Raw genomic sequence first — 19,919 nt, 5'->3', positions numbered from 1 at the left:
CTTAGAAGGGGTGAAAGAGATGAGTAAGTTCAATCGGTTCTTAGAAGATAAGGTAATGATTGTTGCAGGTAAAGTAGCTGGACAAAGACATTTGCAAGCAATGCGTGACGGTTTAATTTTAACAATGCCACTTCTAATTATTGGATCACTGTTTCTTATTTTAGCGAACTTCCCTGTTGAAGGGTATTTAAACTTTATGGAGAAGACATTTGGAGAAAGCTGGGCAACAAAGCTTGGCTATCCTGTAAGTGCTACTTTTGATATTATGGCGCTTATTGCCTCTTTCGGAATTGCTTACAGACTTGCAGAAAAATATGGCGTTGATGCGTTGAGTGCAGGCGCCATTTCTGTATCTGCTTTTCTGCTTGCAACACCATACAGTTTCTTATACACGCCACCTGGAAGCGAGACTGGGATTGAAGTTACAGGCGGTATTCCAGTAGCTCTTTTAGGAAGTAAAGGTCTCTTCGTAGCCATGATCTTAGCTCTTGTCTCTACAGAAATATATCGCTTCATTATTCAGCGAAACATTGTGATTAAAATGCCTGACGGAGTTCCACCAGCGGTAAGTAAATCATTTGTCGCTCTTATACCTGGTTTTATCATTATTGCACTTGTTTGGATTGTTCGACTTGCCATTGAGAATACATCTTTTGAAAGCGTTCACAATATTGTGAATCAACTTTTGCAAGAACCTCTTGGCGCCCTTGGTGGTGGACTAGTTGGAACAGTGATTGCAGTACTGCTTCAACAACTTTTATGGGTTTGTGGACTTCATGGTGCAACAATTGTTGGAGGGGTAATGGATCCTATTTGGTACTCATTTATGGACGAAAACCGAATAGCTTTTCAAAACGGAACAGAGCTTCCAAACATCGTAACAAAACAGTTTATTGAAGTGTGGATTAATATCGGTGGTTCTGGAGCAACGTTTACCCTTGTTGTGGCGATGATTTTATTTGCAAGAAGTCAGCAAATGAAACAGCTTGGGAGACTTTCAACAGGACCAGGAATTTTCAACATTAATGAGCCAGTTATCTTTGGGATGCCAGTTGTTCTAAATCCATTAATGATGGTGCCATTTATTTTAACACCGGTTGTTCTTGTCATCATCACGTACGTTTCTATGCAAACAGGTCTTGTCGCAAAGCCCGCAGGAATTGCTGTTCCATGGACAACACCGCCTATTTTAAGCGGTTATCTCGCAACTGGAGGGAAAATCTCGGGTGCTGTTATTCAAGTAGTGAACATGGCTGTAGCTTTCTTAATCTATTTCCCATTCTTTAAAATGTGGGATGTTCAGAAGTATAAAGAAGAGCGTCAGTTAGAAGATTTAACAAGCACAGATTCCAATGTAAATGTAAACTAAGCAGGCTAGAAAATGCCTAGAAAGGACTAAAGAGATGACAAAAGAAGAGCTATACGATATCTCATTCCATCTTATTATGCATAGTGGAAATGCCAAAAGCTTAGCAATGCAGGCAATCGGAGATGCAAAGGTTGGAAACTTTGTAGAAGCAGATCAGAAATTAAAAGATGCTGAAGAAGAGTTTAGGAAAGCGCATCACTTCCAAACAAGCTTGATCTCAAATGAAGCAGGAGGAGAAAACTATGACATTCCTATTCTCCTTATTCATGCTCAAGATCATTTAATGACGTCATTAACTGTAAAAGATCTAGCAAAGGAAATGATTGAGCTATACGAACGTACTTCAATTAAAGGAGTGGAGAGATAATGGAAGGAAAAAAAGGTCTTAAAATTGTAACAATAGGTGGAGGATCAAGCTATACACCGGAACTTATTGAAGGCTTTATTAAGAGATATGGCGAACTTCCAATTCGTGAATTATGGCTCGTTGATATTGATCGAGGAAAAGAAAAGTTAGAGATTGTGGGAAATCTCGCTAAGCGAATGGTAAAAAAAGCAGGAGTACCAATTGATATTCATCTTACCTTAAATAGGAAAGAAGCTTTAAAAGATGCGGATTTTGTTACAACTCAATTTCGAGTTGGTCTCCTTGATGCTCGTAAAAAGGATGAAGAAATACCGTTGAAATATAATGTGATTGGGCAAGAAACAAATGGACCTGGGGGGCTTTTAAAAGGCCTCCGCACAATTCCGGTTATTTTAGAAATTTGTCGGGACATTGAAGAGCTTTGCCCAAATGCATGGCTTATCAATTTCACAAATCCTGCTGGGATGGTAACAGAAGCTATTTTAAGGCACAGCTCAATTACAAAAGTTGTTGGTCTTTGTAATGTTCCAATTGGGATGAAAATGAAAATTGCTGAAATGCTTGGAGTAGAACAAAGTCGAGTGCATGTTCAGTTTGCAGGTCTAAATCACATGGTATTTGGATTGGATGTATTTCTAGACGGAGTTAGCATTAAAGAGAAAGTATTGAAAGAAATGGGCAATCCAGAGAATGCGATGACAATGAAAAACATTGCTGGTGTTGCATGGGATTCAGACTTCCTTCAAGCATTAAATGCTATACCATGCGGTTATCATCGTTATTATTATAAAACAGATGAGATGCTTGCCGAAGAAATACGAGCTTCCCAAGAGGAAGGAACTCGAGCAGAAGTTGTTAAGGAACTCGAAAAAGACTTATTTGAACTTTATAAAGATGAGAATTTAAGTATTAAGCCACCACAGCTTGAAAAGAGAGGAGGCGCTTATTACAGCGATGCAGCATGCAGCCTTATTCACTCCATTTACACGGATAAAGGAGATATTCAGCCTGTTAATACAAGGAACAATGGAGCGATCGCAAGCATACCATATGATTCAGCTGTTGAAGTAAACTGTGTTATTACAAAAGACGGACCGAAGCCAATCGCAGTTGGCGACTTGCCTGTTCATGTCCGAGGTCTTGTAAACTCGATCAAATCCTTTGAAATTACAGCAGCAGAGGCAGCTGTTAGTGGAGATTACAAAAAAGCTCTTTTAGCAATGACAATCAATCCGCTTGTTCCATCAGATACCATTGCTAAAAAGATTTTAGATGAAATGTTGGAAGCTCACAGAGAGAATTTACCTCAGTTTTTTGATTCGGTAGAAGCATGAAAAAAAGCGTAAGAGGCTTAGCCACTTACGCTTTTATAAATTAAAACAAACTTGCAAAGAATGAACGAATAGCGTTAATAATACTCATAAAAAACTCTTTTAGTTTCTGCAAGAAGGATTGACCTTCTTCAGAATTTAAAAAGTCGCTTACTTTCTCTTTTGTAACATTGAATTGATTTTCAATTTGATTCCAATTAATATCAATGTTTGTTAGTTTGTTGAAGAAGTTAACAAGAGAGTTAATTTCCCCTGTTGTTAAGTTGATATTAAGTTCATTTGCATTATTTTCAATGATTTGCTTAATCTCTTCTTTATTTTCCGGGGTGTTCTTTGCAATTTCTTCTTTTACATTCGCCATTAGAGCAGCTGCTTTTTCTTTTCCAACAGAGTCACCAAGCTGGCTTGTTTCCACCATTTCTTCGTTAGCAATCTTTTTAACATCCTCTGGAATTTCTTCACCAGATTGAACTTCATATGCCTTTAAGATGCCTGTTAGAGCAGCCGTTCCTGAAACTTCAAATGGAGCAGTGATGTAGATCTTAGCATCTTTAACTCCTGCAGTAATTAAAGCATTTGTATACATTTCATCGGTTACCCAATTGATATTGTTTGTTGTAATGTTAAGACCAGAATCTTTCTCCCCAAGGGTAATACTTGCAGAAGAAATAGCTTTCGTACCAATTTGTGATTTTGGAATAAAATCCCCTAAATATTCATGTTCTTCAGCATTTGACACAGTTACTTCTTGTGCATCTTGAGGTACTTCCATTTCATTTAAGAGCTTTGTTTTTTGTTCTTGCGTTAGATTTTCTCCAAGGGTTACGATCACGTCCCCAACCGCGGCATCAGCAGAAGCAAGAGACGGTAGTATTGTCAAAGAGATCAATACTGCTAATAATAGTTTGAAACACTTTTTCAAGGTTCAAAACCTCCTTCGTAGACGAAAAGCCATGTTCATTATAGTATGTTTTCTTTCGCTCTGGCAATAGCAAAAAGAAGGGCTAAGATCTTACTAGATTATTAGACGATTGAAAAAGGAAAGAGTTTCAAAAAAGTTATGTTCTTAAAAAATAAAAGAAGGGAATGAAAAATTCGTGTCTCTCACATTTATGTGGTAAGATAGGATGGAAATTGTTTAATAAAGGAGCGATTACTATGGCGAAAAAAGGCTATATTTTAATGCAAAACGGTGAAAAAATCGAATTTGATCTTTATCCAAATGAAGCACCAATTACAGTTGAAAACTTCGAAAAACTAGCAAACGAAGGCTTTTATAATGGTTTAACATTCCACCGTGTTATTCCTGGTTTTGTTTCTCAAGGTGGATGTCCAATTGGAAATGGGACAGGTTCTGCAGATAAAACCATTCCTTGTGAAACAGACAACAACCCGCACAAGCATGTTGTAGGTTCACTTTCTATGGCACATGCTGGCCGTGATACTGGTTCTTGTCAGTTCTTCATCGTACATGCTCCACAGCCTCACTTAGATGGCGTACATACGGTGTTTGGACAAGTAACAAGCGGCATTGAGACAGCATTAAATATGTCTAATGGCGACATTATGGAAAAAGTAGAAGTTTTTGATGCGTAAAAAGTGGAGGAACAGTTTTGTTCCTCTTTCTTTTCTATAAAAAATAGGGTTCTTTTGGAAAGGGCTTACATAAAAGAGTGTTATTCGTAAAAATGTTCCGAATAAACGCGTAGGAAGTCATATAATACAGCGGGGCTTCAAAAAACAAAGATATTACTGAAATAACAAACATTGATATTTTAATCGTTATTTTGTATTATAAGGTGGATACACCGAAGTGAAGGTCGATTCAAAAAACTTTATTAAGGGTTTATAGCCATACTTTTCTTTTCTGAACCTTTATATTAAAGAGGAGAATTTTATGTTAAATCGATACAAGAAAGCAAATGAAAAAATTGCGATGGGTCTGCTTTCCTTTATGCCCAATGAAAAAGACTTAAAAAAGCTGCAGCAAACAATTAAAGAGTATGAACAAAACGCAGATTGGCAGCTTTATCTTTGGAAAGAAGAAGATGACTTTGTTGGCATAATTGGCATTATTAAGCACTCGGACACTGTTGCTGAAGTTCAGCATATTAGCGTCAATCCATCTTACCGTAAACAGGGAATTGGGAAAAAGATGATGAAAAAAGTGCAGGAAATCTATAAGAATGCAGAAGTTCGTCCGAATGAACATATAGCCTCCTTTTTTGAAAAGTGTGAGGAACATAATAAAACAGGCAATGAAACGATTTCTTAACATTGCCTGTTTTTTCTTTTCTTATACAAATTCGTCTCTCTCTGTAAAATAATTTCGGTACGATCGCGCAATTTGTGTCGGTCGATAATAAATTTATTTGATAAATTTGATGGCTGCCACCATAGAAGCTGTTTATTAGCAGCTTCTTTTTTGCATACTTGCTGGAGTTCGTTGCTTGCAATAGGGAAATAAAAGCTTTCGTATGCTTTTTCTGCTCTAATGCGTTCTTCTAGAGATTTTAAAGAAGCTAGAAGCTTTTCAGCATGAAGACCCAGTTCCTCAAGCGTTGTTCGTCGACCTTTCATAATACGACGCGCGTTTTTAACCATACGATAAGCACCTTTAAAGTTGTTTCTTCGTTGATGGTAGAGACCAACGGCGATCTGGATAAACGCAACCCAAATCTCATCTCTATGTTGGACTTCTTTTTCTTTCCAAAAATCTTCTAAAATTTCGTGACACTCAAAATAATCTCGATCACTGTGGAAGTGAACTAAATAGTCTATGTATGATTGTGGGAAATTCATGTTTTTAACCTCCTATAAAAAGTGTAGCACATGTTTTTCTTTCTTCAAAATAAAGAGGAGTTAGCAATTGCTAACTCCTTTTTTACCTATTAGCAGCACCAAGCTGCACCTACGATAATAAGCAAAATAAATAAAACAACGATAAGCGCAAATCCGCTTCCATGATTAAACCCTTTTTCACCCATGATGTTTTCCTCCTTCAATCTTTTCTTACATAAGCATAGTATGTTTTTTCTTTCGTTTTGGTTGGGCAATATACCCAATTCCAAAAATTATTATTGGACAGAAGACTATAATCCTCTATACTAGTTACAGAATGCTCCTAAAGATGAAAGAAAAAGTGTTGGTGAAGTGTAGTGGAATATAGTGTAAAAATAGATGCTTTTGAAGGACCGCTTGATTTGCTGCTGCACCTTATTAATCGTTACGAAATCGATATATATGATATTCCTGTAGCTAAAATCACAGAGCAGTATATGTCTTACGTTCATACGATGCAAGAGCTTCAGCTTGATGTAGCAAGTGAATATTTAGTAATGGCTGCAACTCTTTTAGCAATTAAAAGCAAGATGCTGCTTCCGAAGGAAGAAGAGCTTGAAGAACTAGAAGAGGACTTTGATGAAGAAGACCCTAGGGATGAGCTTATGCAACGTCTTCTTCAATATCGTCGCTTCAAAGAAGTTGCAAAAGATTTTGAAGAACGAGATATAGAGCGTGGATATGTTTTTACACGTCCTCCTCAAGACTTACAAAGCATGGAGATCGAAGCGCAAGAAAGCAGAGAGCTTTCCGTTTCAATGTACGACATATTAAGCGCAGTTCAGAAACTATTAAAACGAAAAAAAATTCAAAAGCCGTTAAAAACCCGAATTGCAAGACAAGAAATTCAAATTGAAGATCGGATGACTAATATTTTAAAAGATCTTCGAACAACGCGGAAGAAAACAAGCTTTTTTGAGCTTTTTCCTGTTCCTGAACGAGAACACATTGTTGTGACATTTTTAGCAGTGTTAGAACTTTTAAAACAAAACCAAATTATTGTAGAACAAAAAGGGAATTTTGATGAACTTTTCGTGTCTGCAAGTGAAGGAGGAGAAGCTGGTGAAGAATGAGAAATGGTTTCCGATTATTGAAGCTCTCCTTTTTACAGTAGGTGATGAAAAGGCAACGCTCGAACAGATTTCAGTTGCGCTTGAGCTTTCTTTGCAAGAAACAAAGGAGTGTATGGAGGAGTTTCAAACCTTTTATGCTCAAAGTGAAAGAGGAATGAGCGTTTTAGAAATTGCAGGCGGCTATCAGCTTGCAACGAGAAAAGAATACTCGGAGTATATAAAACGCCTTATTTCTGTACCAACACATCAATCTCTTTCGCAAGCTGCTCTTGAAACACTTGCGATTATTGCTTATCGACAGCCCATTACACGGCTTGAAGTTGAGGATATAAGAGGAGTAAAAACAGATAGAGCACTTCAAACGCTTGTTGCCAAAGCCCTTGTAAAAGAAGTAGGAAGAGCAGAAGGGGCAGGACGAGCTATTTTGTATGGAACAACAGACGATTTTTTAGCTCATTTTGGCTTTAAAACGTTGGAGGAACTACCTCCATTGCCAGAGGAGTTTTACGAAGAAGAAGTAGAAAAAGAAGCAGATTTATTTTTCGAAAAAATGAATGAGTAAACAACCAAGAAAAGACGTTTTTTGTATAAAAAGACGAATTTTTTCATATAATGGACAATCGCAGTGCCGCTTATAGAAAACGTGTATAAAATATGACAAGAGCAACAAAGCTTGGCCACTATATGAAATTTGTAGAGTAAAGATATTCGGAGGCGAAAAAATGCAGGAACATGCCGTGCAAAAACAAGTTGAATTTGCACAAACAAAGCTTTCCGTCATTGAACAGAAGCTTCAGCATTATTTAAATTACACAAACATTACGGTTCTTGAGAGAGAAGGAAAGGAAAAAGAGGAATATCCGCTCCTTTTATCAGACTTGCGTCGTCTTTCTGTACATTGCTTAGAAGCAAAAGAAGCTTGTACAATGTTTTTAACAACCAAAGCCGTACCTTCCGCTCAAGCTCAGCAGCTATTAAAACGAATTTACCAGCGCTGTGTACTTGAGTTTTTCAATCCTAAAAATGACTTGTGGTATGAGAACAGTAGGGCATCATACACAGGAAGTGATGCAATTCACTTTCGATTTGAGGCACCAAACTCTGTTCACGTCCTGTTTCGGAACATTGAAGAGCCTTTCCTCTCTTTACAGGAAGAACTTCAAATGTATGAAAAAAACTATTTTGCTAATTAAATAAAGAAAAAAAACGTCAGCACATGTGCTGGCGTTTTTTCTTCTTTATTTTTAATCATATCAACAAACGGACAGGCATAAACTTGTACAAACAAATGATGTGCTAAAGGGACGTGGAGACGATGAAGGGTTATAAAAAAATTCTTTGCTATATGATAGTCACTATATTTCTTGCTGGTACCTTTCCATTAAAGAGTCAAGCTCAAGGAGATGTTAGTGCACGGAGCGCTATACTAATAGATCAGCGCTCAGGAAGAATCTTGTATGAAAAAGACATTCATGAAAAGCGTCGTATTGCAAGCATCACTAAAATTATGACGGCCATTTTGGCGGTGGAGTCTGGAGAAATGAATAAAAAAGTAAAAGTAAGCCGAGAAGCCATTCAAACAGAAGGTTCTGCTATTTATCTAGAGGAAAACGAAAAAATCTTACTTGAGGATTTAGTCTACGGTCTTATGCTTAGGTCTGGTAACGACGCGGCAGAAGCTATTGCAGAGCATGTTGGAGGAAGTAAAGAAGGCTTTGTCTACTTAATGAACCAAAAAGCAGCTGAGATTGGTATGGAAAATACAGAGTTTGCAAATCCACACGGTCTTGATGATCATGAAAATCACTATTCAACAGCGTATGATATGGCCATTTTAATGAAGTATGCGATGAACAGCAAAAAGTTCCGAGAAATCTCTGGAACGAAAACATATCGAACTAAAAGCGGAGCACATGTACGCGTATTTAAAAACAAAAATAAGCTCCTTACAAGCCTTTATCCACATACAACAGGCGGAAAGACAGGATATACAAAAAGAGCGAAAAGAACGCTTGTCTCATCAGCACAGAAAGATGATTTAGACCTCATTGCTGTAACGATTAATGCACCGAGTGACTGGGATGATCACATCTACATGTACAACATGGGGTTCGACAACTATAAAGCAACAAAAGTTGTACAAGAAGGTGAGATTGAAGGTGTGAAAAATAAGTTTTATGAAGACAAACTTTATGTAAAGAGAGATTTTATTTATCCTCTTACAGAAAAAGAGCAGGAAAAAGTAAAAACGAAGCTTACCCTTTTAAAACCAAGAAAAAAGGAATGGAAAGATGAAAGAAATGTCCCACAGATTGTTGGGAAGATTTCTATTTCTTTAGATGGCAAAGCTCTTGGTGAGATGCCTATTTATTATGATCATGGAGGAAAAGAAACAGGGTCGTTTTTTGAGAAAGCAAAAGAGCTGTTCTTTATAGGCCAAGGAGTACAGTAGCATGGTTAATATTATTTGGGTTTTGCTCACGGTTATTGGCTTAGTATTTGCGGTTGTGAATGGAAAAGTAGAAGAAGTAAATAAGGCTATTTTTCAAGGAGCCCAGGAGGCTGTAACGATTAGTTTAGGTCTTATTAGTGTTCTTGTATTTTGGCTTGGGTTAATGAAAATTGCTGAGGGAGCAGGTTTGCTTGTGAAACTTGCTCGCTTAGCTCGTCCCTTCATTTCAAGGCTTTTTCCAGAGCTTCCGAAAGACCATCCAGCCATTGGCTACATTTTGTCAAATATGATGGCTAATATGTTTGGACTTGGCAATGCTGCAACACCCCTTGGAATTAAAGCAATGGAAGAGATGAAGCGAGCAAATAATGGAAAAAATGAAGCAAGCAGCTCAATGATCACGTTTCTAGCTCTTAATACATCGAGTATAACGCTCGTTCCAACAACGGTCATTGCTCTCCGCATTACGTATGAATCAGAAAGTCCTGCTGAAATTATTGGAGCAACGCTTCTGGCAACTTGTGTTTCCATGCTTGGTGCTATTTTACTTGATCGTTTCTTTTATCTTCGTCGCTTGAAAAAAGGTGGGAAAAAGTAATGGAAATCGTAAATTTTATTTCGATTTTGCTCATTCCGCTTATTATTGGTTTTATTCTGATTTATGCTACTTTTAAAAAAATACCAACGTACGAGCTGTTTGTTGAAGGCGGAAAAGAAGGAATCAGCTTAGCATTTTCCATTATTCCTTATTTAGTTGGGATGCTTGTAGCTATTTCTATTTTTAGAGCTTCAGGAGCGATGGAATGGCTTCTTTCTTTTTTAAAACCAATGCTTCTTGCGATTGGCGTTCCTCCTGAAATTGTGCCGCTTGCACTTATTCGTCCTATTTCAGGAAATGCGGCTCTTGGAATGACGTCTGACTTACTTGCAACGTATGGACCAGATTCCTTTATTGGGCGGCTTGCTTCCGTTATGCAAGGAAGTACAGATACGACGTTTTATGTGTTAACCGTTTATTTCGGAGCGGTGGGAGTTAAAAAAATGGGGGACGCCGTAAAAGTTGGCCTGCTTGCAGATTTAGTCGGAATTATTGCTGCAATTGTTATTGTAACGCTTATATTTGGGGCATGATGAAAAAGCTTCTTTGTAAAAGAAGCTTTTTTACCGTATATGGATGATAAGAATGAGCTTTTAAAGGAAAACTACTTGTACAACATATATGAAACAAGTAAGATGTACAAGAGGTGAATAACGATGGAACGATTACAAAAAGTGATTGCACACGCAGGAATTGCGTCAAGAAGAAAAGCAGAACAGCTTATTTTAGAAGGAAAAGTGAGAGTCAATGGCAAAGTAATTAAAGAGCTGGGAACAAAAGTAAAGCCACAGGACCGTGTTGAAGTTGAGGGAGTACAAATTGAACAGGAGAAACCTGTTTATTTCTTATTATATAAACCAACAGGGGTTATTTCGAGTGTAACAGATGATAAAGATCGTAAAACTGTACGAGATTATTTTCCATATGTAGAAGAACGCATTTATCCAATTGGACGTCTTGATTACGATACGTCAGGTATTTTGCTTATGACAAATGATGGAGCTTTTGCAAATCATCTTATGCATCCAAAATATGAAATTGAAAAAACATATATTGCAAAAGTGAAAGGCATTCCACAAAAGCACGAAGTTCGCTTGCTAGAAAAAGGAGTACGTCTTGAGGATGGTGTAACAGCACCAGCAAAAGTACGTGTTCTTTCCTTTGATAAGCGAAAGCAAACATCGATTGTAGAGCTTGTTATTCATGAAGGAAGAAATCGTCAAGTGCGTCGCATGCTTGAAACAATTGGATATCCGGTCGTAAAGTTAAAGCGTGAACGCTATGCGTTTTTAGATTTAGTTGGTTTAAATGCAGGAGAGGCAAGAGAACTTACTCCACATGAAGTGAAAAAATTAAATTCGCTTGCGGATACAGGAAAAGAGCGAGTGTGAAGCAACTGCTTCATGCTCCTTTCACCATACTAAAGTATGGTGAAAGGAACATATGTAAGCGGATAACTTATCGATGTAAAGGGGGATTTTATGAAAAAGAAAAAAAGACGTCTCCTCGTTCGAACGATTATTTTGTCCATCTTGTTTAGCGCTGTTGGCTATACAATGTACGCTCAATTTTTTGCTGAAAAAGAGAAAGTTGTGGTTGGGGAAAAAGCGCCTGACTTTGTACTAGAAGATTTAAACGGAGAAAAGCATAAGCTTTCAGATTATGAAGGAAAAGGCGTTTTCTTAAATTTTTGGGGAACGTGGTGCAAGCCTTGTGCAAAAGAAATGCCCGTGATGCAAAATCAGTATGAACAGTTTAAAGACAAAGGAGTCGAAATTCTAGCTGTAAATGCAGATGAGACTGAGCTTGCTGTTAATCGGTTTTCGAAAAGTTACGGCCTTACATTCCCTGTGATGATTGATGATGGTGGAGAAGTGCAGACCGCATATGACATTGGTCCTTTGCCCACAACTATTTTAATAGATTCTAAAGGGGAGATTGTTGAGATTTTTGAAGGTGGACTTGATGAACAAAAAATCAAGGAATATATGGATAACATAAAGCCATAGGAGGTTTGAAACATGAAAGAAGTGAAATGTGAATGTGGCCATGTGAATCCACACGGAACAATTTTATGTGAAGCATGTGGAAAACCAACAAATGGCGAAAATTCTAAAAAGCTGTTAGATATGCGGTATGAAGGAAGTGCGAGAAGATCGCAGACGTATAACAAAACAGTAATTGATCATATTTGGAACTTCTTCTCGTCTGTGAAAGTAGGAATATGGCTTATTGTTTTAACTCTTATTGCCTCAGCTTTTGGAACGATTTATCCTCAGGAAGCGTACATTCCGATTAATGCAGATCCTTCGACTTATTATGAAGAACAATACGGAACACTTGGTGCTCTTTACTATCAGCTTGGTTTTCACAATTTATACAGCTCATGGTGGTATCTACTTCTTATTGCTTCGATTGGGATTTCCCTTGTTATCTGTAGTCTAGACCGAGTTATTCCCCTTCATCGAGCATTGAAAAAGCAGCTTGTCACCCGACATGAATCTTTTTTACAAAGACAGCGTTTTTTTAGCGTAACCGAAAATCCGCTAGAATCTGATATTAATAAGGTAGAAGAACGGTTAAAAAAGAGAGGATACAGGGTTAAAAAAGAAGAAGGCAACTTGTTAGGTGAGAAAGGGCGTTTTTCAAGGTGGGGTCCTTATGTTAATCACATTGGACTTATTATCTTTCTTATTGGAGCAATGCTTAGGGTTGTTCCAGGGATGTATATTGATAAAACAATGTGGCTTCGTGAAGGAGAAACAAAGGCCATTCCCGGTACAAATGGGGAATATTTTTTGGAAAATAATCAATTTATCTATGAGGAGTATGGAAAAGATTCTGATGAAGTATTTCAAAAAACAATCGATCGCGTTGGAGCGGTAGCTAAAAACTATCAAACAGACGTAACCCTTTATAAAGGGCAAGAAGGGAAGATTGCGGGAGAAGATCAGAAACTTGTAAAACAAAAAGACTTTCCTATCAAAGTGAATGAGCCTTTAAAATTTGATGGATATGCTGTTTATCAAGTTGATTACCGGTTAAATGAGCTAAGTGAAATGAAGTTATCGTTAGACGACAAACAAAGTGGAGAAAGCTTTGGAACAATCTCCATTGATTTACATAATCCAAAAGATACGTATGAGCTAAAACAGGGCTATAGAGTGGAGATTTTAAGCTATTTTCCTGATTTTTATTTTAATGAAGAAGGAAATCCTGATACAAAAACGAAAACTCCTTCAAATCCGGCTTTTGTATTTAAAATGTTTACCCCAGATCGGCAGGAGGGAGAAACAAGTTTTGTAGCCATTAGACAAAATGTCGAACCTCTAGGAGAGAATAAGTATAAGATGACGTTTGCAGGAATTGATACGAAAAATGTGACAGGGCTTACTGTTCATAAAGACTCTACCCTTTGGATACTAGGACTAGGTGGATTAATCTTTATGATTGGAGTTATTCAAGGTATGTATTGGAATCATCGTCGTATTTGGGTCCGACATACAGCTCAAGGGTTATTTATGGCAAGTCATACAAACAAAAACTGGTTTGGACTAAAACGAGAGCTTGTAAAAGTAATAGAAGGAACAGCAATTGTGATGCCAGAGGATCAGCAAGAAAAGAAAAAGGGAGGGGATAAAGCATGAACTTAGTTAGTTTAAGTGGAAACTTACTTTATACAGCTTTTATCGTCTACTTAATTGCAACGCTTTTTTTCGGGGGAGCTATCAGATCAAAAAAAGTAGAGCGCAACAATGGAAAAAATAAATTTACAACATTTGGTATTTCGTTAGCGATTGTAGGATTTGTCGCACAAGCAGGTTATTTTGTCACCCGATGGATTGCAGCAGGACACGTTCCTGTGAGTAATTTATTCGAATTTATGACGTTTTTCTCACTTATGCTTGTTGGGGCATTTATTTTGCTATACTTTATGTATAGATTAAGTTCACTTGGGGTTTTTACCCTTCCTATCGCCCTTTTGCTCATTGCTTATGCAAGCATGTTCCCACGGGATATTTCACCTCTTATTCCCGCGTTGCAAAGTCACTGGCTTTATATTCATGTTACAACAACAGCGCTTGGTCAAGCCATCTTAGCCGTTAGCTTTGCAGCAGGGCTTATCTATTTAATTAAGGAAGTTGATCAAACTAAAAAAGGGAAGAGGACGTTTTGGCTTGAAGTTGTGTTGTATAGCCTTGTTACAACACTTGCATTCGTCATTATTACCTCATCTTTTCGAATTGCGGATTATGAAGCAACGTTTTCATGGGTTGATAAGCATGGTGAGAAAGCAGAAGCAGTGTATCATCTTCCAGCACTTGTTGGACCAAACGAACACGAGCTTGTAACAGGAGGAAAATTGAGCCCATTTGTAGAAGTGCCTGCACTTATTAATGCAGCTAAACTTAATACATGCATTTGGTCCATCATTGGCGGCTTGATTCTCTACGTAGTATTACGATTGGTTTTACGTAGAAGGCTTGGAGAAGCTTTAAAACCGCTTGTACGAAATGCAAACTCGGAGTTAGTAGATGAAATTAGCTACCGTTCTGTAGCAATTGGGTTTCCAATATTCACTCTTGGTGCTCTTATTTTCGCGATGATATGGGCTCAAATAGCGTGGACAAGATTTTGGGGATGGGATCCAAAGGAAGTTTGGGCTCTCATTACATGGCTCTTTTATGCAGCGTTTTTACATCTCCGTCTTTCAAAAGGATGGCATGGTGAAAAATCAGCATGGCTTGCTGTTATAGGCTTTGCCATTATTATGTTTAACCTTATTGCTGTTAACTTAATTTTAGCAGGGCTTCATTCATATGCTTAAGCCTTCACAGCTGTGAAGGTTTTTCAATTGCAGAGAAAGGACATAAAAACGTATGATAGGGATGAATCTAGGAGTACAATAAACGATAATAAGTCGTACATAAGAGAAACTAGGAGGTAAGAAAATGGACGTAGCTGCACGAATTTTAATCGTAGATGATGAAGAAAGAATTAGAAGACTATTGAAAATGTACCTAGAGCGTGAAGGATATGCTATTGATGAAGCTTCAAATGGGGATGATGCAGTAGCAAAAGCGCTTGAGACAGACTATGACATGATTTTGCTTGATATTATGATGCCTGGAAAAGATGGACTTGAAGTATGCAGAATTATAAGAGAGAAAAAATCTACACCAATTGCAATGCTAACAGCTAAAGGGGAAGAAGCAAACCGGGTTCAAGGATTTGAAATTGGAGCAGATGACTATATTGTAAAACCATTTAGTCCACGTGAAGTTGTACTTCGCGTAAAAGCTCTTCTGCGCCGCTCATCTCAAACGTCATATTTAACAACGGAAACAAAAGCAAAAGACTTGCTTGTATTCCCACACCTTACAATTGATAATGATGCCCATCGGGTTACAGCTGAAGGAAAAGAAGTAAGCTTAACACCAAAAGAATACGAGCTTCTTTGTTTCCTCGCTAAATCTCCAGACAAAGTATACGATCGGGAGCATCTTCTTCGTGAAGTATGGCATTATGACTTTTTTGGAGATTTAAGAACGGTTGATACACATGTGAAGAGACTCCGTGAAAAATTGAACCGAAAATCAGAAAAGGCAGCAAGTATGATTGTGACGGTATGGGGAGTTGGCTACAAGTTTGAGGTTGGCAATGAATGAGACTTTGGCGAAGTGTTGTAGGGAAGCTTTGGATTACAATCATTCTGCTTCTTTCTGTCGTTTTATTCATTCTAACCATTTTACTTCTTGAGTTTTTCGAAAACTATATTGTTGATCAAGCCGAAGAGGATTTGAACAGTACAAGCAAGCAAGTTGCTCATTTTGTAGAAGAAATGAAAGATGGAGATTTAGCTTTAAAGGCAACATGGAATCTCATTGATGATGCAAATATTATCGTACAAAAAGGAAATGAATATAGCTTTTCACCGAATATTCGAGAAGACAAAAAGCAAATTGAGAAATTCTTAAAAGAAGACAGCTATTTCAAAAACAGTGCAAATGGAACAGAGATGCGGAAGAAAGAAACAACCCTAAACCTTTCGAAAGAAGGGCAATCAGATCAAATCTATATCGTTTCAATGCCGTTTACAATGTCTTCTGGAGAGAAAGGAGCCGTATATTTATATCAGCCTCTTTCTTATCTCCAAGAGCCTTCTCGTCAAACAACAAAATTTATTCTTTTAGCAGCTGGGATTGCTATTATTTTAACGACAATTTTTGCCTTCTTCCTTTCTACAAGAATTACAGCTCCCCTTCGTAAAATGAAACAAGCTGCATTTGAAGTAACGAAAGGAAACTTTGATACAAAAGTTCCTATTTTAACGTATGACGAAATTGGAGAGCTCGCTATTGCTTTCAATCAAATGGGGCGTCAGCTTAAATATAATTTAAATGCATTGAATCAAGAAAAAGAACAGCTTTCAAGTATTTTAAGCAGTATGGCAGATGGAGTTATTACATTTAGCCGAAATGGCACTATTCTTATTACAAATCCACCTGCCGAACAGTTTTTGCAAGCTTCTCTCTATGAACAAAAAATTGATATTACAAATGCATCAGGTCTTTCATCAAAAGTGCAGCGTTTGTTAGAAGAAGTTGTTCAAACAGAGCAGGAGCAAGTAACTGAGATGACAGTACAAGGAAGAACATGGGTTATCCTAATGTCTCCGCTGTATAATCAAACAAAAATACGTGGAGCTGTTGCTGTTATCAGGGATATGACAGAAGAGCGCAGACTTGATAAGCTTCGTCAAGATTTTGTTGCTAATGTTTCGCATGAATTAAGAACACCTATATCAATGCTGCAAGGCTACAGTGAAGCAATTGTTGATGATATTGCTTCAACAGAAGAAGAAATGAAAGAAATTGCAAAAGTTATTCATGATGAATCATTAAGGATGGGTCGTCTTGTAAATGAACTGTTAGATTTAGCAAGAATGGAAGCGGGTCATATTAGACTTTCAATTGATGAAGTAGACATTGAATCATTTACAGAACGAGTGCTTCGGAAGTTTCAAGGTGTTGCAAAAGAAGAGAATATTGAGCTTCATTTATTGTTAGAATCACTTCAAAGACAAGAAGTGAAAATGGATGCGGACAAGCTAGAGCAAGTTTTAACAAATCTTATTGATAATGCTATTCGTCATACGCAGGGAGAAGGAGCTGTAACATTAGAAGTCGAAAGTTTACCTAGTGCCCTTTCTCTTAAAGTACAGGACACAGGAGCGGGTATTGCTGAAGAAGATTTGCCATTTGTTTTTGAACGTTTTTATAAAGGCGACAAAGCAAGAACAAGAGGAAAAGCAGGAACTGGTCTTGGACTTGCGATTGCTAAAAATATTGTTGAGGCTCATGAGGGAACAATTCGAGTTCATAGTACGTTAGGAAAAGGCACAACGTTTTCAATTCGACTGCCACAATAGAAAGAAAAAAAGCTAGAAAAGAGCCATCTTTTTCTAGCTTTTTTCTTTTCATTTAGGTAAAGTTAAATTACCATTTATTAGTATTTTAACCCTTTTAGAAAGCATAGGGGAGGGGGATAGATGATGAACACTGTACTTGAGCGGCTATATATAACATATCATCAAGATTTACTTCAATTTTTAGTATATACAGTTAAAAATCGAGAGAAAGCAGAAGATTTAGCACAGGAAGTGTACATACGTGTTTTGAAATCATGTAGTAAATTTGAAGGAAACTGTAGTGAAAAGACATGGCTTTTTGCAATTGCTAAAAATATTGCAATAGACTATTTTAGAAAAGAAAAAGGTTTAAAAGAGTGTCGTCTTTTATCAAGTTGGCGGAAGCACATTTGTTATGAAGAATCTCCTTCTCCAGAAGAACATACCCTCATCAAGGAAGAGATACAGCAGCTGTATGAAAGGCTCAGCACGTGCAAAAATGATTTTCAGCTTGTTTTACTTTGTCGTTTTATTCGTGGATTATCTGTTGGACAGACTGCCCATTTTTTAGGGTGGTCAGAAAGTAAAGTGAAAACAACGCAGCATCGAGCCATTAAAGCGTTAAGGGCGGAAATGAGTGGAGGAAGAAAGCGTAAATGTAATCGTGAAATACAGTCAAGAAAGTATAATGTACAACATTAACTTTTTAACATTTTTCTGGATAAAACTCTTAAAAATCGTAAAGTATATGGGAGATGTCTTAAAATGGTAGGCACAGTTTAAGGCAGGGACTAAACATGTTTTTTAGGAGGAACTACAGCGATGAAAGCACGCATATTTGGAATTGTAACAATAGTCGCTTTTATAGTTGGAAGCGGGTCTGTACAGGGAAATGCTGAAGAAGCCGAACAGTGGATTTGGCCAACTGAGGGAATATTAACAGACTTATTTGGCACACGTCATGCTAAGCATTATGGCATTGATATTGCAGCTCCTATTGGAACAAATGTTGAAACAGTTGCAGACGGTAAAGTGACGAAATCCTACCCTTCCTCAACATATGGAAACGTTGTTTTTATTAAACAAAACAATGGATACGAAGCAGTATACGCTCATTTGCACAAGCGTCTGGTAAAGCAAGGTGACACAGTTAGAAAAGGTCAAATAATTGGTGAAGTTGGAAGTACAGGTCGTTCTTCGGGAAGTCATCTGCATTTTGAAGTACATAAAGGAAATTGGAATGAACATAAAACAAACGCCGTTGATCCTCTTCCTCTTCTTGATGAAGAAAAGCTTTATGCTTATTTAAGAGGGGGAGTTATAAGGGAAGTTTTTCAGTCTGTTTATGGAGAGACAACAAATGATGGGAAAGTGAAAACAACTGTTCAAAAAGGGGACACGTTATCAAATATTGCTGAGAAATACGGTGTATCAGTTTCAACTTTACAAGCATGGAACAACTTAGATGAAACAACGATTTATGCTGGAGAAAAGCTTATCGTTCAGCAATAAAAGGTCTCCTAAAAGGAGATCTTTTATTGCTAAGGAAAGGAAAAAGGTTTTTATAATTTACTTTTAATTCGAGAAAAGTTATAATGAACATAAAATCACATATGGTTCATCTTCGGGGCAGGGTGAAATTCCCGACCGGCGGTTATAGCCCGCGAGCTTTCATTGAAAGCAGGATTTGGTGAAATTCCAAAGCCGACAGTACAGTCTGGAAGGGAGAAGGTGGAGGTTCAAACGTTTAACTTTTTAATGGCTAAACGTTTATTAAACGAGCTCTGCTAACTCCTTCAGTTATTTATGAAGGAGTTTATTTGCGTTTAATACAAGAGCCTTTCTTCTTTGAGATGGATCGCAAAGAAGGAGAGAGGATTATGAACAAAAATAAAAAGACTCAAAAATTCGTTGCGATAGGAATGCTGAGCAGTATTGCTTATGTATTGATGATGCTTAATTTTCCTATCCCTATTTTCCCAAGCTTTTTGCTTATTGACTTCAGTGAGCTTCCTGCTCTTATTGCAGCAATTGTTTTTGGACCGCTAGCGGGAATTGCAGTTGAAGCAATTAAAAACTTCCTGTATTATGCTGTTCAAGGAAGCATGACAGGTGTTCCAGTTGGATCGCTTGCTAATTTTATCGCTGGAGTTTTATATATAGTGCCCGTTGCGCTCATGTTTCGCAAGTTTCGCAACCGTAAAAGCATTACGCTCGGTCTTGCAGTAGGAACTATTTTAACTTCAATTGTTATGAGCATTCTTAATTATTATGTTATTTTACCGGCTTACACATGGTTTTTACAAGCACCAGCGATGTCAGATAAAATGCTTTATGCAACAGTTACAACGGCTATCTTCCCATTCAACATTGTTAAAGGTGCTATTGTCGGAGTTCTGTTTGGTCTTATGTATGCTAAAATGCACACTTGGATTGCAAAACGCTCTATTCATCCTTCAACATCTGTTTCAAAATAA

23 protein-coding genes and 1 riboswitch are annotated in these 19,919 nt (G+C 37.5%); of the genes, 20 read left to right on the top strand and 3 right to left on the bottom strand.

Translation table 11 applies throughout. From position 1 onward, the window contains the following. Positions 1 to 19 precede the first annotated feature (19 nt). The 3 genes from celB to BM012_RS01750 are packed head-to-tail and all read left to right on the top strand — an operon-like array spanning position 20 to position 3,070. Positions 20 to 1,369, top strand: coding sequence for a PTS cellobiose transporter subunit IIC (celB, locus tag BM012_RS01760; protein WP_061801872.1), 1,350 nt, complete (start codon positions 20 to 22; stop codon positions 1,367 to 1,369). Between the two features lie 34 nt (positions 1,370 to 1,403). Continuing rightward, the gene (locus BM012_RS01755; protein WP_061801871.1) at positions 1,404 to 1,736 is read left to right on the top strand and encodes a PTS sugar transporter subunit IIA; all 333 of its coding nucleotides are present in this window, start codon (positions 1,404 to 1,406) and stop codon (positions 1,734 to 1,736) included. Further along, a complete protein-coding gene (locus BM012_RS01750; protein ID WP_061801870.1) occupies positions 1,736 to 3,070 on the top strand; it encodes a 6-phospho-beta-glucosidase in 1,335 nt (444 codons plus the stop codon). The genes BM012_RS01755 and BM012_RS01750 overlap by 1 nt, the downstream gene beginning before the upstream one ends. A gap of 40 nt (positions 3,071 to 3,110) precedes the next feature. Here BM012_RS01750 and BM012_RS01745 read toward each other — a convergent pair whose 3' ends face one another. Beyond that, positions 3,111 to 3,989 (bottom strand): DUF1002 domain-containing protein, encoded by an 879-nt coding sequence (locus BM012_RS01745; protein WP_019391627.1) that lies wholly within the window; start codon positions 3,987 to 3,989, stop codon positions 3,111 to 3,113. 236 nt (positions 3,990 to 4,225) lie between these two features. Between BM012_RS01745 and BM012_RS01740 the strand changes: the two genes are divergently transcribed. Then, on the top strand, positions 4,226 to 4,663 hold the full coding sequence (locus BM012_RS01740; protein WP_019391628.1) for a peptidylprolyl isomerase: 438 nt from the start codon (positions 4,226 to 4,228) through the stop codon (positions 4,661 to 4,663). Between the two features lie 301 nt (positions 4,664 to 4,964). Continuing rightward, positions 4,965 to 5,342, top strand: a complete 378-nt coding sequence (locus tag BM012_RS01735) for a GNAT family N-acetyltransferase (protein WP_061801869.1) — start codon at positions 4,965 to 4,967, stop codon at positions 5,340 to 5,342. Here the strand turns inward: BM012_RS01735 and BM012_RS01730 are convergent. Both BM012_RS01730 and BM012_RS01725 read right to left on the bottom strand, forming a co-directional pair. Beyond that, a complete protein-coding gene (locus tag BM012_RS01730) occupies positions 5,339 to 5,869 on the bottom strand; it encodes a DUF309 domain-containing protein (protein ID WP_061801868.1) in 531 nt (176 codons plus the stop codon). The genes BM012_RS01735 and BM012_RS01730 overlap by 4 nt on opposite strands. 89 nt (positions 5,870 to 5,958) lie before the next feature. Further along, a complete protein-coding gene (locus BM012_RS01725; RefSeq protein ID WP_061801867.1) occupies positions 5,959 to 6,054 on the bottom strand; it encodes a YjcZ family sporulation protein in 96 nt (31 codons plus the stop codon). A 171-nt stretch (positions 6,055 to 6,225) separates the two neighbouring features. Between BM012_RS01725 and BM012_RS01720 the strand changes: the two genes are divergently transcribed. The 15 genes from BM012_RS01720 to BM012_RS01650 all read left to right on the top strand — a co-directional run bounded on the left by BM012_RS01720 (position 6,226) and on the right by BM012_RS01650 (position 19,919). Next, the gene (locus BM012_RS01720; protein WP_061801866.1) at positions 6,226 to 6,981 is read left to right on the top strand and encodes a segregation/condensation protein A; all 756 of its coding nucleotides are present in this window, start codon (positions 6,226 to 6,228) and stop codon (positions 6,979 to 6,981) included. Further along, entirely contained in the window at positions 6,971 to 7,543 is a 573-nt protein-coding gene (gene scpB, locus BM012_RS01715) for an SMC-Scp complex subunit ScpB (protein ID WP_061801865.1), read from the top strand. The genes BM012_RS01720 and scpB overlap by 11 nt, the downstream gene beginning before the upstream one ends. A 160-nt stretch (positions 7,544 to 7,703) precedes the next feature. Then, positions 7,704 to 8,174 carry a DUF3907 family protein gene (locus BM012_RS01710; RefSeq protein ID WP_061801864.1) on the top strand — a complete coding sequence of 157 codons (471 nt, stop codon included), beginning with the start codon at positions 7,704 to 7,706 and terminating at the stop codon, positions 8,172 to 8,174. A 122-nt stretch (positions 8,175 to 8,296) separates the two neighbouring features. Continuing rightward, positions 8,297 to 9,433 carry a D-alanyl-D-alanine carboxypeptidase family protein gene (locus BM012_RS01705; RefSeq protein ID WP_061801863.1) on the top strand — a complete coding sequence of 379 codons (1,137 nt, stop codon included), beginning with the start codon at positions 8,297 to 8,299 and terminating at the stop codon, positions 9,431 to 9,433. A gap of 1 nt (position 9,434) precedes the next feature. Next, entirely contained in the window at positions 9,435 to 10,031 is a 597-nt protein-coding gene (locus BM012_RS01700; RefSeq protein ID WP_019391636.1) for a nucleoside recognition domain-containing protein, read from the top strand. Continuing rightward, the gene (locus BM012_RS01695) at positions 10,031 to 10,564 is read left to right on the top strand and encodes a spore maturation protein (protein WP_061801862.1); all 534 of its coding nucleotides are present in this window, start codon (positions 10,031 to 10,033) and stop codon (positions 10,562 to 10,564) included. Before BM012_RS01700 ends, BM012_RS01695 begins: the two co-directional genes overlap by 1 nt. A gap of 123 nt (positions 10,565 to 10,687) precedes the next feature. Then, positions 10,688 to 11,422 (top strand): pseudouridine synthase, encoded by a 735-nt coding sequence (locus BM012_RS01690; RefSeq protein ID WP_061801861.1) that lies wholly within the window; start codon positions 10,688 to 10,690, stop codon positions 11,420 to 11,422. 90 nt (positions 11,423 to 11,512) lie between these two features. Then, entirely contained in the window at positions 11,513 to 12,040 is a 528-nt protein-coding gene (resA, locus tag BM012_RS01685; protein ID WP_061801860.1) for a thiol-disulfide oxidoreductase ResA, read from the top strand. A gap of 12 nt (positions 12,041 to 12,052) precedes the next feature. Beyond that, positions 12,053 to 13,678, top strand: a complete 1,626-nt coding sequence (gene resB, locus BM012_RS01680; protein ID WP_061801859.1) for a cytochrome c biogenesis protein ResB — start codon at positions 12,053 to 12,055, stop codon at positions 13,676 to 13,678. Further along, positions 13,675 to 14,859, top strand: a complete 1,185-nt coding sequence (gene ccsB, locus BM012_RS01675; protein WP_061801858.1) for a c-type cytochrome biogenesis protein CcsB — start codon at positions 13,675 to 13,677, stop codon at positions 14,857 to 14,859. Before resB ends, ccsB begins: the two co-directional genes overlap by 4 nt. 124 nt (positions 14,860 to 14,983) lie before the next feature. Further along, positions 14,984 to 15,700: a response regulator transcription factor gene (locus tag BM012_RS01670; RefSeq protein WP_061801857.1), complete on the top strand. Its 717-nt coding sequence runs from the start codon at positions 14,984 to 14,986 to the stop codon at positions 15,698 to 15,700. Beyond that, complete coding sequence (locus BM012_RS01665) at positions 15,697 to 17,463, top strand: ATP-binding protein (protein WP_061801856.1); 1,767 nt, start codon at positions 15,697 to 15,699, stop codon at positions 17,461 to 17,463. The genes BM012_RS01670 and BM012_RS01665 overlap by 4 nt, the downstream gene beginning before the upstream one ends. A gap of 123 nt (positions 17,464 to 17,586) precedes the next feature. After that, a complete protein-coding gene (locus BM012_RS01660) occupies positions 17,587 to 18,144 on the top strand; it encodes a sigma-70 family RNA polymerase sigma factor (RefSeq protein WP_061801855.1) in 558 nt (185 codons plus the stop codon). A 120-nt stretch (positions 18,145 to 18,264) separates the two neighbouring features. After that, positions 18,265 to 18,954 carry a peptidoglycan DD-metalloendopeptidase family protein gene (locus BM012_RS01655; RefSeq protein ID WP_061801854.1) on the top strand — a complete coding sequence of 230 codons (690 nt, stop codon included), beginning with the start codon at positions 18,265 to 18,267 and terminating at the stop codon, positions 18,952 to 18,954. Between the two features lie 104 nt (positions 18,955 to 19,058). Then, a riboswitch (FMN riboswitch) is annotated at positions 19,059 to 19,179 on the top strand. A 143-nt stretch (positions 19,180 to 19,322) separates the two neighbouring features. Then, positions 19,323 to 19,919 carry an ECF transporter S component gene (locus BM012_RS01650; RefSeq protein ID WP_061802318.1) on the top strand — a complete coding sequence of 199 codons (597 nt, stop codon included), beginning with the start codon at positions 19,323 to 19,325 and terminating at the stop codon, positions 19,917 to 19,919.

Origin of the sequence: Priestia endophytica DSM 13796 (assembly GCF_900115845.1) — a bacterium.
Lineage (GTDB): Bacteria > Bacillota > Bacilli > Bacillales > Bacillaceae_H > Bacillus_I > Bacillus_I endophytica.
This window is presented reverse-complemented; position numbering and strand designations above follow the sequence as displayed.